Here is a 15001-nt window from a genome sequence, read left to right on the forward strand (position 1 = left end):
GGGCAATGCCGGCACGGCCACGAAGGGCGGCGTCGGCGGGTTCGGCGGTAACGGCGGGGCCGGGGGCAACGGCGGGCTGCTGCACGGCGATGGCGGTGCCGGAGGCATCGGCGGTGTGGGCGGGACCGGCGGGATCGGCGGGGCCGGTGCCGGCGGCATCGGCAACGGCGGCAACGGCACCGACGGCGGTCCGGGCGGCGGCGGCGGCCAGGGCGGTGCGGGTGGCCAGGGCTCGGTCCTGCTCGGCCATGCGGGCGCCAACGGCGATGGCGGGCAGGGCGGCAACGGCGGCCAGGGCGGCCAGGGCGGTCTCGGCGCCGCCGACACGGGTTCCGGTGCCGGCCACGGCGGCAACGGCGGCAACGGCGGGGCCGCCGGCTCGGGTGGCGGCGCGGGCGGCGCCGGCGCCAGTGCGGGCGGCGCGGGCACCGGGGGTACCGGCGGAACCGGCGGCAACGGCGGCGGCGCGACAACCACCGCCTTTGGTACCCCCGGCGACGGCGGCCACGGCGGCAACGGCGGTAACAGCGCCGGCGGCGTCGGCGGTCAGGGCGGCCTCGGCGGCAACGGCGGCGACAGAACCTTCACCGCCAGTGCCACCGCCGTTTCGGGTACCGGCGGCAACGGCGGCAACGGCGGCAACGGCGGCACCGGCGTCACCGGCGGCCACGGCGGCAACGGCGGCAATGGCGGCAATGGCGGCACCCAGAACAACAACCTCTTCGGTGGCGCCAGCGCTGCTGGCGGTGGGGGCGGTGGTGGCGGTGCCGGCGGACTCAGCACGGCCGGCGGCAGCGGCAGCACGGGCGGCACCGGCGGCAAGGGCGGCAACGCCACCGCCGGCGTCTTCCTCGGGGACGTCGCCACCGGTGGCGGCGGTTTCGGCGGCGGCGGCGCCCAGGCCATGTCTGGAGGTCCCGGCGGTGGTGGTGGCGGCGGCGGAGCTGCCGGGGTCGGCAGCAGCGCATTTGCCATCGGCGGTGACGGCATCGGCGGCGCCTTCGCTGCCGGCGGCTTTAGCGCCACTGGTAGCGGTGGTCACGGCGGCTTTGTCAGCAGCACCTCCGGCGCGTTCAGCGCCGGTGGCGGTGGTGGTGGCGGCGCTGGGGTCGCCGGCAGCCCCGGCGCGGGCGGCGGCCAAGGCGGCAGCGCCGACATCTACGCCGGTGGCCAGGGAGGCCCGGGCGGCACCGGCCAAACCCTCGGGGGCGCCGGCGCTGACGGTAAAACCGGCCAGACCGCCGGCGCCGGCAATGCCACAGCCACTGGCGGTGCCGGCGGCATAGCCAGCGTCGGCGGCGGCGGCGGCGGCGGAGCCGCCGTTGCCAATGGCAACTCCCCAGATGTAGCTACTGGCGGCCGAGGCGGTAACGGTGGCGGCCCCTAGCCCTAGGACCACCGCTACGGTGTGCTGGTGGCCGGCGACCATCGACGACACCCCGGCGGGGGTTTCAACCCGCCCGAACCGACGACCAAGGGCGGCCCCGACTACGGCCGCTTCGTCGACGCGGTGCGCAAACTACAGGACCACGCCCGCGCCGTCGACGCGCCCGACGAGGTGATCACCGAGGCCGCCGACCTGTTGGACAAGGTGTCCGCGCTGCTGACCCCGTACGACGCCGACGAGTGGGAGTCGCCGTCGGGGCGCCGGATGGACCTGCCCATGCGCGGCAACATCCTGAGCATCCCGATGAAGGCGAGCAAGGGCGACGACGACCGCATCCACGGTTGGGCCCGCTTCGCCCGGTTTCACCTGGGGCGCAACGGCGCCGTGCACGGCGGGGCGCTGGGCATGCTGTTCGACAGCGTGCTAGGCCTGACGTCCTCGGTGCTGACCGGCGGCCCCTACCAGCGCACCGCCTACCTCAAGATCGACTACCGCCACAGCGTGCCGATCGAGAAGGAACTGCAGTTCGATGCGGGCGTCGACCGGGTCGACGGGCGCAAGATCTTCGTCTCGGGCTCGTTGCGCGACGGCGACACGCTGCTGACCGAGGCCGAGGCGCTGTTCGTGCGGCTCAAGCCCGGACAGCCTTGAGCCACAACGCCTTTCGCTCTCCTCCCAATGGTCGCGGGATTCGCGCTTGGTGGGTTCAGCGGCTGGGCCGGTGTGCCGCCGGGACACTCATCGGCAGCGTGCCCTCTTCGTGGTCGAGTTCGCGTTGGATCGCGCGAAGGCTCCGGTCGGGCAGCATGCCGGCGTCGCGCCAACGCAACAGTTCGTCGCGCTGCGCGTCGATGGCCGCCCTGCGTATTGCGACGACGGCCTCGTAGCGAGATGACGTCGGTACCTCATCGACATCCGAGAGGAGATCGAGGCGACGCCGAAAACGCTCGAGGCGGGCGGACAACAGCTCGCGCACCGATTCGATGGCCGCGACATCGACGCCACCGCCGCCCACGCCGCCGTCATCACCGCCCTGTTGCCTCAGCTCCTCGAGCCTGTCGAGTGCGGCCTGAAGCGCGGCCGCGCGAGCCCGATTGCGAAGACGCAGTTCGTCGACGGCGTCGGCGCGCAATCCGAGGGCGCGCACCACCGGACCGAACGTGCTGCCCTGCCCGACCAGGGTCACCAGCACGACCGCAAAGACGCAGAACAGCAACAGGTCCCGGTCGGGAAACGGCGCACCGCTGTCGGTGACAAACGGGACCGCGAAAATCGCGGCGAGGCTTACCACACCGCGAGCGCCGGCCCAGCTCAGCACGAAAACCTCACGGCTACTGAGCCGTTCCGAGCTGCGCCGCCGCGGCCCGTCGCCGTCGTCCGTCGTCGTGGCGCCGTCGGAGACGTTTCCGAGCCGGGTGTGCAGCTGGCGTGGCAGCAACTGCGTGAGCGACAGCCACAACGGGCGCACCAGGAGCACCGTCGCCACCGTAACCGCGACCGCCAGGATGATGGTCGACAGCTCATAGCCGCCGAGATCGTCGACGATGCCCGGAAACTGCTCACCGATCAGCAAGAACACCAGGCCTTCAAGCAGAAAGTTCGCGAGTTGCCAGACGGCTCGGGTCTGCAGTCGGTTCGCACTCGATTCCCAGCGCGGCGAGTCGTGCCCGACGATCAGCCCGCAAACCACCACCGCCAACACGCCGGAGGCGTGGAGCGCCTCGGCGGCGAGGTAGGCCACAAACGGGGTGGCCAGCGAGACCGCGTTGGCCGTCAGCACATCGTGCGTAAAGCGTCGCAGCACGCGCCGGCAGAATGCGAGGGCCAGGCCCACGGCCAGACCACCCGCGGCCGCGAGGACGAACTCGCCGATGACCGACGGCACCGAGAATCCGGCGCCGCTCGCCACGGCGACGGCAACCGAAAACGTTGTCAGGGCGGTGGCGTCGTTGAGCAGTCCCTCGCCTTCGATCAGCGTCGCGATGTTCAGCGGCAGACCAACTCTGCGGGCAACGGCCAGCGCGGCCACCGGGTCGGTGGGCGCCACCGCCGCGCCCATCGCGATGCCCGCCGCGACCGTCGCGCCGCCGACCAGCAGGCCGAACGCGACACCGACCGACGCCGCCGTCACCAGGACGAGAACCACCGAGAGGCTGATGACCGTGCGCAAGTTGCGGCGTATCCCCACAAGCGACGACTCCAGCGCGGCGTTGAACAGCAGCGGCGGCAGGATCCAGGTCATCACGACATCCGGGTGCAGGGCGATGTTCGGGCCCGGAAGCAGCGCGTAGCCAATGCCGACGAGGGTGAGCAGCGCCGCGCTGGGCAGCCCGATCCGCTCGCTGACCCAGTTCACCGCCACGATGACTCCGACGGCACCGAGCAGCAAGATCAAGACGGTCTGCGCCCCCATGGCCCCAATTGTGCCGAAGCGCAACGGGGTGTGGTCAGCCGCGGCCGGCCGACGGCCCTGCTTGTCCTGCGAGCGCCCGGATAGCATGGTCGTCGACCCACCGAGCCTTGGAGAACACCGCGATGACCGCCGCACACCCCGCCTGGCCAGCCCCGATCCGGGTGCCCGCGGGGACCACCGCGGCGGCGGCGGTGGCCGAGGCCGGGCTGCCGAGGCGCGGCGCGCCCGATGCGATCGTGGTGGTGCGCGACGCCGCGGGCAAGCTCCGCGACCTGAGCTGGGTGCCCGACGCCGACGCCGAGGTGATCCCGGTGCCGGCCAACACCGACGAGGGCCGCAGCGTCATCCGGCATTCGACCGCGCACGTGTTGGCCCAGGCCGTTCAGGACCTGTTCCCCCAGGCCAAATTGGGCATCGGGCCGCCGATCGCGGACGGGTTCTACTACGACTTCGACGTGGCCGAGCCGTTCACGCCGGAGGATCTGGCGGCGCTGGAAAAGCGGATGCGCCAGATCGTCAAGGAAGGCCAGCTGTTCGACCGGCGGGTCTATGAGTCCAAGGACCAGGCGCGCGCCGAGCTGGCCGACGAGCCGTACAAGCTCGAACTCGTCGACGACAAGTCCGGGGACCCGGCGGTCATGGAGGTCGGAGGCGACGAGCTCACCGCCTACGACAACCTCAATCCCCGTTCCCGCGAACGGGTCTGGAGCGACCTGTGCCGGGGACCGCACATCCCCACCACCAAGCACATCCCGGCGTTCAAGCTGACCCGAAGCTCGGCCGCCTACTGGCGGGGCGACCAGGAAAATGCCAGCCTGCAACGCATTTACGGGACGGCGTGGGAGTCGCAGGAGGCGCTGGAGGCCCACCTGGAGCTCATCGAGGAGGCCCAGCGCCGCGACCACCGCAAGCTCGGCGCCGAGCTGGACCTGTTCAGCTTCCCCGACGAAATCGGTTCGGGCCTAGTGGTTTTCCACCCGAAGGGCGGGATCGTGCGCGCCGAACTCGAGGAGTATTCGCGGCGCAAGCACCTCGAGGCCGGCTACGATTTCGTCAACACCCCGCACATCACCAAGGAGCAGCTCTACGTCACGTCCGGCCACCTCGAGTGGTACGCCGACGGCATGTTCCCGCCGATGCACATCGACGCGGAGTACAACGACGACGGCACGGTGCGCAAGCCCGGTCAGGACTACTACCTCAAGCCGATGAACTGCCCGATGCACCACCTGATCTACCGCTCGCGCGGGCGCTCGTATCGCGAACTGCCCCTGCGGCTCTTCGAATTCGGCAGCGTCTACCGCTACGAGAAGTCCGGCGTGGTGCACGGCCTGACCCGGGTGCGGGGCATGACCCAGGACGACGCGCACATCTACTGCACCCGCGAGCAGATGCGCGACGAGCTGGCCTCGCTGCTGCGCTTCGTCCTCGACCTGCTCGCCGATTACGGGCTGGACGAGTTCTACCTGGAGCTGTCCACCAAGGACCCGGAAAAGTCCGTCGGCCCCGACGAGATGTGGGACGAGGCCACCGAGGTGCTGCGCGAGGTCGGCGAGGCCTCGGGCCTGCATCTGGTCCCCGACCCCGGGGGCGCGGCGTTCTATGGCCCCAAGATCTCGGTGCAGGTCCGTGACGCGCTCGGCCGCAACTGGCAGATGTCGACCATCCAGCTGGACTTCAACATGCCGGAGCGGTTCGACCTCGAGTACACGGCCAGCGACGGCACGAGGCAGCGCCCGGTGTTGATCCATCGCGCGCTGTTCGGGTCGATCGAGCGGTTCTTCGGCGTGCTCACCGAGCACTACGCGGGCGCGTTCCCGGCGTGGCTGGCGCCGGTGCAGGTGGTCGGCATCCCGGTCGCCGACGAACACGTCGCGTACCTGGAACGCGTTGCCGCACAATTGAAGTCACACGGCGTGCGGGTCGAGGTGGACGCGAGCGACGATAGGATGGCCAAGAAGATCGTGCACCACACCGGCCAGAAGGTGCCGTTCCTGCTGCTGGCCGGCGACCGCGACGTGCAGGCCGAGGCGGTCAGCTTCCGCTTCGGTGACCGCAGCCAGATCAACGGTGTGCCGCGTGACAGCGCGGTCGACGCCATCGTCAAGTGGATCGCGGACCACGAAAATGTGGCTCCCACAGCCGAATTGGTCAAGGTGGTCGACGGTGGCTGATCGGGAGAAGGCCTCGGATCGCGCCGACGACACCATCCTGGACACGGGCGTCGGCGAGGAGGACCACCTGCAGCGGTTGTGGACCCCGTACCGGATGAACTACCTGGCCGAGGCGCCGCTCAAGCGCGATAACGGCAAGTTCGACCAGCCGTTCAGCGAGATCCCCCGGCTGTCCGACGAGGCCGGCCTGGTGGTCGCCCGCGGCGAGCTGGTGTATGCCGTGCTCAACCTCTACCCCTACAACCCGGGCCACCTGATGGTGGTGCCCTACCGGCGGGTCTCCGAGCTCGAGGACCTGACCGAGGCGGAGAGCGCCGAGCTGATGGCGTTCACCCAGAAGGCGATTCGGGTCATCAAGAACGTGTCGCGGCCGCACGGCTTCAACGTCGGGCTGAACCTGGGCACGTCGGCGGGGGGCTCGCTGGCCGAGCATCTGCACGTGCATGTGGTGCCCCGCTGGGGCGGCGACGCGAACTTCATCACGATCATCGGTGGATCCAAGGTGATCCCGCAGTTGTTGCGCGAAACGCGCCAGCTGCTGGCCACGGAGTGGACGAAACAAGCATGAGCCGAGTGCCGTTCCTGTCCCGGGCGGCGTTCGCGCGGCTCACCACTCCGACCGCCCGCGCCTGCCTGCGGGTGGGGCTGACGCCCGACGCCGTCACCGTCCTGGGCACCATCGTGGCGGTCGCGGGGGCGCTGACGCTGTTCCCGATGGGCAAGCTGTTCGCCGGCACGCTGGTGGTCTGGTTTTTCGTGCTCTTCGACATGCTCGACGGCGCGATGGCCCGGGAGAAGGGTGGCGGCACCCGCTTCGGCGCCGTGCTCGACGCCACGTGCGACCGCGTCAGCGACGGCGCGGTGTTCTGCGGGCTGCTGTGGTGGGCCGCCTTCGGCCTGCGCGACAAACCGCTTGTGGCCGCGACCCTGATCTGCCTGGTCACCTCGCAGGTGATCTCCTACATCAAGGCGCGCGCGGAGGCCAGCGGGCTGCGCGGCGACGGGGGCCTGATCGAGCGGCCCGAGCGGCTGATCATCGTCCTGGTGGGGGCCGGGGTGTCGGACTTCCCGGTGGTGGCCTGGCCGCCCGCGCTGCCGGTGGCGATGTGGCTGCTGGCGGCGGCCAGCCTCATCACCTGCTGGCAGCGATTGCGCACGGTGCGGACATCGCCCGGCGCCGGGGACCCCATGACGGGAACCGGCGAACCATGATCCCCGGTCTGAACGCGATGGGGGCGCACGCCACCGACTGGACGTACGCGGCGGGCTGGATGGCCGTGCGGACGATGCCGGAATTCGCCGCGCGCACCGCGTTCGGCGCCGGGGCGCGCTACGCGGCCCGCCGCGGCGGACCCGATCAGCTGCGCAAGAACCTCGCCCGCGTCATCGGCGTCGCGCCCGACGAGGTGCCCGGCGCGCTGATGCGGGCCTCGCTGGCCTCCTACGCCCGCTACTGGCGGGAGGCCTTCCGCCTGCCGACCATGGACCTGCCCGCGCTGGCCCGCCGGCTGCACGACTCGGTCCTCGGGCAGAACCACCTGGACGCCGCGCTGGCCGCCGGGCGCGGCGCGGTGGTCGCCCTGCCGCACAGCGGCAACTGGGACATGGCCGGGGTGTGGCTGGCGCAGACCCACGGCAGGTTCACCACGGTCGCGGAGCGACTCAAACCCGAGTCGCTGTACCGGAGATTCATCGAATACCGCGAAAGCCTCGGCTTCGAGGTGCTGCCGCTCTCGGGCGGTGATCGGGGCGACTTCCGGCCGCCGTTCGAGGTGCTCTGCGAACGGCTGCGCGCCAACCGGGTGGTGTGCCTGATGGCCGAACGCGACCTCAGCCGCACCGGTGTCGAGGTCGAGTTCTTCGGCGAGGCGACCCGGCTGCCGGCCGGGCCCGCGAAGCTGGCCATCGCGACCGGGGCCGCGCTGCTGCCCACGCACTGCTGGTTCGAAGACCATGACGGCCCAGGCTGGAAGCAAGAAATCCATCCGGCACTGGACTGCACCTCCGGGGACGTGCAGGCGATCACGCAGGCGCTGGCCGACCAGTTCGCCAAAAACATCGCCGCCCACCCCGAGGACTGGCACATGATGCAGCCGCAGTGGCTGGCCGACCTGCCCGCCGAGCGGCGCGCGAGGCTGAGGCAAACCTGATGCGGATCGGGATGGTCTGTCCCTACTCATTCGACGTGCCGGGCGGGGTGCAGTCGCACGTCCTGCAGCTGGCCGGGGTGATGCACGGCCGCGGCCATCAGGTGAGCGTGCTCGCGCCGGTGTCGCCGCACACCGCCCTGCCCGACTACGTCGTCTCCGCCGGCAAGGCCGTCCCGATTCCCTACAACGGGTCGGTGGCCCGGCTGCGGTTCGGCCCGGCCACCCACCGCAAGGTCAAAAAGTGGCTCGCCGAAGGCGAATTTGATGTCCTGCACCTGCACGAACCCAACGCGCCGAGCCTGTCGATGCTGGCCCTGAACATCGCCGAGGGACCGATCGTGGCGACGTTTCACACGTCGACCACCAAGTCGCTGACGCTGACCGTCTTCCAGGGCATCCTGCGCCCGATGCACGAGAAGATCGTCGGCCGCATCGCGGTGTCCGACCTGGCCCGGCGCTGGCAGATGGAGGCGCTGGGAACCGACGCGGTGGAAATCCCCAACGGCGTCGACGTCGATTCGTTCGCCCGCGCACCGCGGCTGGACGGGTACCCGCGGGAGGGCAAAACGGTGCTGTTCTTGGGCCGCTACGACGAATCCCGCAAGGGCATGGCCGTGCTGCTCGAGGCGCTGCCGCGGGTGGTCGAGCGCTATCCCGATCTGCAGCTGCTGATCGTCGGGCGTGGCGACGAGGACGAATTATCCAGCCAGGCAGGCGAATTGGTGAAGCACGTCCGCTTTCTGGGTCAGGTGGACGACGCCGGCAAGGCGTCGGCGATGCGCAGCGCCGACGTCTATTGCGCGCCCAACACCGGCGGGGAGAGCTTCGGGATCGTGTTGGTCGAGGCGATGGCCGCCGGCACCCCGGTGGTGGCCAGCGATCTCGACGCGTTCCGGCGCGTGTTGTGCGGCGGCGAGTGCGGGCGGCTGGTGCCGGTGGATGACGGGGGGGCGCTGGCCGACGCGCTGATCGAGGTGCTGGGCGACAAGGCGCTGCGGCGGCGCTACGCCGCGGCGGCCTCGGCGGCCGTGCACCGATACGACTGGTCGGTCGTGGCCAACCAGATCACGCGGGTGTACGAGACGGTCGCCGCGTCGGGCGCCAAGGTTCAGGTGGCCGGCTGATGGTCTGGCTGGTCGTCGCCGCAGTCCTGGTGTTGGTGGCGCTGGTCATCGCGGCCGCGGGCTGGGCGTACCGCACGGCCCACCGGCTGGACCGGCTGCACGTCCGCTACGACCTGTCGTGGCAGGCGCTCGACGGGGCACTGGCGCGGCGCGCGGTGGTGGCCCGCGCCGTCGCGATCGACGGGTACGGGAGCTCTCCCGAGGGCCGCCGGCTGACGGCGCTGGCCGACGCCGCCGAACGCGCGCCCCGGCCCGCGCGGGAGTCGTGCGAGAACGAGCTGTCGGCCGCCCTGGCGACGGTCGACCCGGCGTCGCTGCCGGCGGGGCTGATCGCCGAGTTGGCGGACGCCGAGGCCCGGGTGGTGCTGGCCCGCCGGTTCCACAACGATGCCGTCCGGGACACCCTGGCGCTGGCCGAACGGCGCCTGGTGCGCGCCTTTCGGCTCGGCGGAACCGCCGCGTTGCCAAGCTATTTCGAGATCGTCGAGCGGCCGCAGGCGTTGGCGCACGAGCGCGGCGTACCCAATCACCGGACGTCGGCACGCGTGGTGCTGCTCGACGAGACCGGGGCGGTGCTGCTGCTGTGCGGATCGGACCCGGCGATCACCGAGGGCGTCGCGCCCAGGTGGTGGTTCACCGTGGGCGGCGAGGTGGGCAACGGCGAGCGGCTGGCCGAGGCCGCCGCGCGGGAGCTCGCCGAGGAGACCGGGCTGCGTGTCGACCCGGCAGAGCTGGTCGGGCCGGTCTGGCGGCGCGACGAGGTGTTCGAGTTCAACGGCTCGCTGATCGAGAGCGAGGAGTTCTACCTGGTCCACCGCACCCGCCGGTTCGAGCCGTCGCTCGGCGGCCGCACCGAGCTGGAGCGCAGCTACATCCACGGCGCCCGCTGGTGTGACGCGAAAGACATCGCCGCGCTGACCGCGTCGGGCGAGCAGGTGTACCCCCGGCAGCTGGGCGAACTGCTGCCGGTGGCCAACCGCCTGGCCGACGACGCCCGCAACGCGGGCGCGCTCGAGTCGATCCGCTGATCGCGAGAAAACTCGCTTGTCGCTCACGATTAGAGTGGAAGCGCAATGTCTGAGGAAGAGAAGAAGCCAGTGAACTCGAGCGAGGGAAGCCAGACGGGAACCGCGCGGGTCAAGCGCGGCATGGCCGAGATGCTCAAGGGCGGCGTCATCATGGACGTCGTCACCCCCGAGCAGGCCCGCATCGCCGAGGGTGCCGGCGCGGTAGCGGTGATGGCGCTGGAGCGGGTGCCGGCCGACATCCGCGCCCAGGGTGGGGTGTCGCGGATGAGCGACCCCGACATGATCGAGGGCATCATCGCCGCGGTGACGATCCCGGTCATGGCCAAGGTGCGCATCGGGCATTTCGTCGAGGCGCAGATCCTGCAGAGCCTCGGCGTCGACTACATCGACGAGTCGGAGGTGCTGACCCCCGCCGACTACACCCACCACATCGACAAGTGGAAGTTCACCGTGCCGTTCGTGTGCGGCGCGACCAACCTCGGCGAGGCGCTGCGGCGCATCAGCGAGGGCGCGGCCATGATCCGCTCCAAGGGCGAGGCCGGCACCGGCGACGTCTCCAACGCCACCACCCACATGCGCGCGATCAGCGGTGAGATCCGCCGACTGACATCGCTGTCCGAGGACGAATTGTACGTGGCGGCAAAGGAATTGCAGGCGCCCTACGAGTTGGTCCGCGAGGTGGCGCGGGCGGGCAAGCTGCCGGTGACGCTGTTCACCGCCGGCGGCATCGCCACCCCCGCCGACGCGGCGATGATGATGCAGCTCGGGGCCGAGGGAGTGTTCGTCGGGTCGGGCATCTTCAAGTCCGGCGCCCCGGAGCACCGCGCCGCAGCGATCGTCAAGGCCACTACCTTTTACGACGATCCCGACGTGCTTGCCAAGGTGTCGCGCAACCTGGGCGAGCCGATGGTGGGCATCAACGTCGAGCAGATCGCGCAGCCCCACCGGCTGGCCGAACGCGGCTGGTAAAAACGGCCCGTGGCGATCGAAGAGATCCTTGATCTCGAGCAACTCGAGGTCAACATCTACCGCGGCAGCGTGTTCAGCCCGGAATCGGGTTTCCTGCAGCGCACATTCGGCGGCCACGTCGCCGGCCAGTCGCTGGTGTCGGCGGTGCGCACCGTCGACCCGCGTTACCAGGTGCACTCGCTGCACGGTTACTTCCTGCGGCCCGGCGACGCGTTGGAGCGCACCGTTTTCATCGTCGAGCGCACCCGCGACGGCGGGTCGTTCACCACGCGGCGCGTCAACGCCATCCAGCACGGCGAAATCATCTTCAGCATGGGGGCGTCCTTCCAGACCGACCAGGAGGGCATCCACCACCAGGACGACATGCCGGCCGCGCCGCCGCCCGACGGCCTGCCCGGCCTGGACTCGATGAAGGTGTTCGACGACGCCGGGTTCAAGCAGTTCGAGGAGTGGGACATCCGCATCGTGCCGCGCGAGCAGCTGACGCTTTCGCCGGGCAAGGCCTCCCAGCAGCAGGTGTGGTTCCGCCACCGCGACCCGCTGCCCGACGACCCGGTGCTGCACATCTGTGCGCTGGCCTACATGAGCGACCTGACGCTGCTGGGATCGGCCCAGGTCAACCACCTCGACGTGCGCGAGCACCTGCAGGTCGCGTCGCTGGACCACGCGATGTGGTTCATGCGGGCGTTCCGGGCCGACGAGTGGCTGCTCTACGACCAGTCCTCGCCGTCGGCCAGCGGCGGCCGCTCCCTGTGCCAGGGCAAGATCTTCACGCAGTCGGGCGAGATGGTGGCGGCGGTCATGCAGGAGGGGCTGACCCGCTTCAAGCGGGGATACCGGCGGTGAGCGCCCCGAGGATCGGGGTCCTGGCGCTGCAGGGCGACACCCGTGAGCACCTGGCGGCGCTGCGCGAGGCCGGGGCCGAGGCGATGCCGGTGCGCCGCCGCGCCGAGCTGGACGCGGTGGACGGCCTGGTCATTCCCGGCGGCGAGTCGACCACGATCAGCCATCTGCTGGTCGATCTGGACCTGCTCGAGCCCCTGCGCCGGCGGCTCGCCGACGGGCTTCCGGCCTACGGCGCGTGCGCCGGCATGATCCTGCTGGCCAGCGAGATCCTGGACGCCGGCGCCCGCGGGCGGCAGGCGCTGCCCCTGCGCGCGATCGATATGACGGTGCGGCGCAACGCCTTCGGGCGGCAGGTCGACTCGTTCGAGGGCGACATCGGCTTCGCGGGTCTCGACGAGCCGGTGCGCGCGGTGTTCATCCGCGCCCCGTGGGTCGAGCGGACCGGCGACGGGGTGCGGGTGCTGGCGCGGGCGGCGGGACACGTCGTCGCGGTGCGCCAGGGCCCGATGCTGGCGACGGCGTTCCACCCCGAGGTGACGGGCGACCGCCGCATCCACCACATGTTCGTCGACATCGTCACCGGCGAGGCGTAGCTGCCCGGACACCGGTCACGGCCGCCGGGACTGCGCACCAGCGCGCGAAGTCCGCGCGGCGCTGTGCGCAGTCCCGAGGTGGTCGAGACCGGGCATGATGAGCTGATGGCCGACATCGTGCGGGGCGGGTTGGGGCGCGTCGCGAAGCTGGCGAGCCTCCCGGCGGGGGTGGCCGGGCGTGCCGCGCTGGGCGTCGGCAAGCGGATGACCGGCAAATCCAGGGAAGAGGTCAACGCGGAACTCCTGGAAAAAGCCGCCGACGAGCTGTTCCAGGTGCTGGGCGAGCTCAAGGGCGGCGCGATGAAGGTCGGCCAGGCGCTGTCGGTGATGGAGGCCGCCATACCGCCGCAATTTGCCGATCCGTTCCGCGACGCCCTGGTCAAGCTGCAAACCGAGGCCCCGCCGCTGCCGGCCGCCAAGGTGCACCGGGTGCTCGACGCGCAGCTCGGCACCAGGTGGCGCGAACGCTTCGAGTCCTTCGACGACACCCCGGTCGCCTCCGCGAGCATCGGGCAGGTCCACAAGGGCACGTGGAAGGACGGGCGCGAGGTCGCCGTCAAGGTCCAGTACCCCGGCGCGGACGAGGCGCTGCGCGCGGATCTGAAGCTGATCCAACGGTTTTCCTGGGTCGCAAAGCAGATCGTGCCGCGAGCGGAGGTGGACCGGCTCGTCTCCGAGGTCAGCGAGCGCATCGAGGCGGAGCTGGACTACCGCCAGGAGGCCGAGTACCAGCGTGCCTTCGCGAAAGCCTTTGCGGGAGACCAGAAGTTCGCCGTCCCGGCGGTCATCGCCAGCGCGCCGAAGGTCATCGTCTCGGAGTGGATGGAGGGCCGGCGCCTTTCGGCGATCATCGCCGCGGGCGCCCGCGGCGAACGAGATGCCGTGTGCGCCTTGCTCCTTGAATTCGCCCTGAGCTCGCCCGCGCGAGTCGGGCTGGTGCACGCCGATCCCCACCCCGGCAACTTCATGGTGCTGGCCGACGGGCGCCTCGGGGTCATCGATTTCGGCGCGGTCGCCGAGCACCCCGGCGGTGTGCCCGCCGAGTTCGGCGAAATGCTGTGCTGGGCGCGCGACGAGCAGTGGGACGAGGCGATCCGGCTGCTCAAGAAGCTCGGCTTCATGCCGCGCGACTACGACCTGACCGCCGAGCAACTGGTGGACTACCTCGGGCCGCTCTGGGCCTACATCGACCCGCTGCGGTCCGGCGAATTCCATTTCACCCGCGAGTGGTTCCAGAACTCGGCGCTGGTCACCGCCGACCCCCTGGCCGAAGGGTTCGCGGACCGGTTCAAACTGGCCCGGCAGCTGACCGTGCCGCCCGGCTACGTGATGTTGCTACGCACGCTCGGTGGTCTGCTCGGCGTCGCCGTGCAGCTCGACGCGCATGTGGCGTACGCCACGCTGATCGAGCGCTGGGTGCCGGGATTCTTCCCGCCCGGCGGGGGTCACCGCACCACACACGTAGACTCGTCTGGCGAACTTTCGGAGTAACAGAAACCAAAAAAGAGGTAGTACGCGATGAGCGGCCATTCCAAATGGGCCACCACCAAGCACAAGAAGGCCGTCATCGATGCCCGCCGCGGCAAGATGTTCGCCCGGCTGATCAAGAACATCGAGGTCGCGGCGCGCGTCGGCGGCGGTGACCCGGCGGGCAACCCGACGCTCTACGACGCCATCCAGAAGGCCAAGAAGAGCTCGGTGCCCAACGACAACATCGAGAAGGCCCGCAAGCGCGGCGCCGGCGAGGAGGCCGGCGGCGCCGACTGGCAGACCATCACCTACGAGGGCTACGCGCCCAACGGCGTCGCGGTGCTGATCGAGTGCCTGACCGACAACCGCAACCGCGCCGCCAGCGAGGTGCGGGTGGCGATGACGCGCAACGGCGGGACCATGGCCGACCCCGGCTCGGTGTCCTACCTGTTCTCGCGCAAGGGCGTCGTCACGCTGGAGAAGAACGGCCTGACCGAGGACGACGTGCTGACCGCGGTGCTCGAGGCCGGGGCCGAGGACGTCACCGACCTCGGCGACAGCTTCGAGATCATCACCGAGCCGGGCGACCTGGTCGCGGTGCGCACCGCGCTGCAGGACGCCGGCATCGACTACGACTCCGCCGAGGCGGGGTTCCAGCCGTCGGTGACCGTCCCCCTCGACGCCGACGGTGCCGTCAAGGTGATGCGGCTCGTCGACGCGCTGGAGGAGAGCGACGACGTCCAGGACGTCTACACCAACGCCGACATCCCCGACGAGATCCTGGCGCAGATCGAGGAGTGAGCTGTAGCTCGCTCGGCCCGACTAGCCCATGTGATAGCGCCCGCGA

The 15001-nt window shown here is 70.6% G+C and carries 13 protein-coding genes and 1 pseudogene; 13 read left to right on the forward strand and 1 reads right to left on the reverse strand.

All coding sequences use genetic code 11. The features are described from left to right. Nucleotides 1-1387 (forward strand): annotated as a pseudogene (locus BST11_RS29025) (PE family protein); the annotation flags it as partial. Nucleotides 1388-1414: 27 nt separating this feature from the next. Beyond that, a complete protein-coding gene (locus BST11_RS23755) occupies nucleotides 1415-2038 on the forward strand; it encodes a PaaI family thioesterase (protein WP_372509693.1) in 624 nt (207 codons plus the stop codon). A gap of 55 nt (nucleotides 2039-2093) precedes the next feature. Here the strand turns inward: BST11_RS23755 and BST11_RS23760 are convergent, their stop codons facing one another. Further along, nucleotides 2094-3809: a Na+/H+ antiporter gene (locus tag BST11_RS23760; protein WP_244897763.1), complete on the reverse strand. Its 1716-nt coding sequence runs from the start codon at nucleotides 3807-3809 to the stop codon at nucleotides 2094-2096. Nucleotides 3810-3922: 113 nt separating this feature from the next. Here BST11_RS23760 and thrS point away from each other — a divergent pair, with 113 nt between their 5' ends. The 11 genes from thrS (at nucleotide 3923) to BST11_RS23815 (ending at nucleotide 14955) form a co-directional block, all read left to right on the forward strand. Next, nucleotides 3923-5974, forward strand: a complete 2052-nt coding sequence (gene thrS / locus BST11_RS23765) for a threonine--tRNA ligase (protein WP_083140724.1) — start codon at nucleotides 3923-3925, stop codon at nucleotides 5972-5974. Then, nucleotides 5928-6542: an ATP adenylyltransferase gene (locus tag BST11_RS23770; protein ID WP_372509692.1), complete on the forward strand. Its 615-nt coding sequence runs from the start codon at nucleotides 5928-5930 to the stop codon at nucleotides 6540-6542. The genes thrS and BST11_RS23770 overlap by 47 nt, the downstream gene beginning before the upstream one ends. Next, nucleotides 6539-7186, forward strand: coding sequence for a phosphatidylinositol phosphate synthase (pgsA, locus tag BST11_RS23775; RefSeq protein ID WP_083140692.1), 648 nt, complete (start codon nucleotides 6539-6541; stop codon nucleotides 7184-7186). The genes BST11_RS23770 and pgsA overlap by 4 nt, the downstream gene beginning before the upstream one ends. Continuing rightward, complete coding sequence (locus BST11_RS23780; RefSeq protein ID WP_083140694.1) at nucleotides 7183-8124, forward strand: phosphatidylinositol mannoside acyltransferase; 942 nt, start codon at nucleotides 7183-7185, stop codon at nucleotides 8122-8124. The genes pgsA and BST11_RS23780 overlap by 4 nt, the downstream gene beginning before the upstream one ends. Continuing rightward, nucleotides 8124-9248, forward strand: a complete 1125-nt coding sequence (locus tag BST11_RS23785) for a glycosyltransferase family 4 protein (RefSeq protein ID WP_083140696.1) — start codon at nucleotides 8124-8126, stop codon at nucleotides 9246-9248. The genes BST11_RS23780 and BST11_RS23785 overlap by 1 nt, the downstream gene beginning before the upstream one ends. Next, nucleotides 9248-10276, forward strand: a complete 1029-nt coding sequence (locus BST11_RS23790; RefSeq protein ID WP_083140698.1) for an NUDIX hydrolase — start codon at nucleotides 9248-9250, stop codon at nucleotides 10274-10276. Before BST11_RS23785 ends, BST11_RS23790 begins: the two co-directional genes overlap by 1 nt. 45 nt (nucleotides 10277-10321) lie before the next feature. Then, complete coding sequence (gene pdxS / locus BST11_RS23795; protein ID WP_083140700.1) at nucleotides 10322-11245, forward strand: pyridoxal 5'-phosphate synthase lyase subunit PdxS; 924 nt, start codon at nucleotides 10322-10324, stop codon at nucleotides 11243-11245. 9 nt (nucleotides 11246-11254) lie between these two features. Beyond that, the gene (gene tesB / locus BST11_RS23800; protein WP_083140702.1) at nucleotides 11255-12091 is read left to right on the forward strand and encodes an acyl-CoA thioesterase II; all 837 of its coding nucleotides are present in this window, start codon (nucleotides 11255-11257) and stop codon (nucleotides 12089-12091) included. Continuing rightward, nucleotides 12088-12684 carry a pyridoxal 5'-phosphate synthase glutaminase subunit PdxT gene (gene pdxT / locus BST11_RS23805; RefSeq protein ID WP_083140704.1) on the forward strand — a complete coding sequence of 199 codons (597 nt, stop codon included), beginning with the start codon at nucleotides 12088-12090 and terminating at the stop codon, nucleotides 12682-12684. The genes tesB and pdxT overlap by 4 nt, the downstream gene beginning before the upstream one ends. Before the next feature lie 105 nt (nucleotides 12685-12789). Continuing rightward, nucleotides 12790-14175, forward strand: a complete 1386-nt coding sequence (locus BST11_RS23810) for an ABC1 kinase family protein (protein ID WP_083140725.1) — start codon at nucleotides 12790-12792, stop codon at nucleotides 14173-14175. Nucleotides 14176-14202: 27 nt separating this feature from the next. Beyond that, a complete protein-coding gene (locus BST11_RS23815; RefSeq protein ID WP_083140706.1) occupies nucleotides 14203-14955 on the forward strand; it encodes a YebC/PmpR family DNA-binding transcriptional regulator in 753 nt (250 codons plus the stop codon). Nucleotides 14956-15001: the final 46 nt, after the last annotated feature.

The sequence above is a fragment of the Mycobacterium alsense genome (assembly GCF_002086635.1).
Lineage (GTDB): Bacteria > Actinomycetota > Actinomycetes > Mycobacteriales > Mycobacteriaceae > Mycobacterium > Mycobacterium alsense.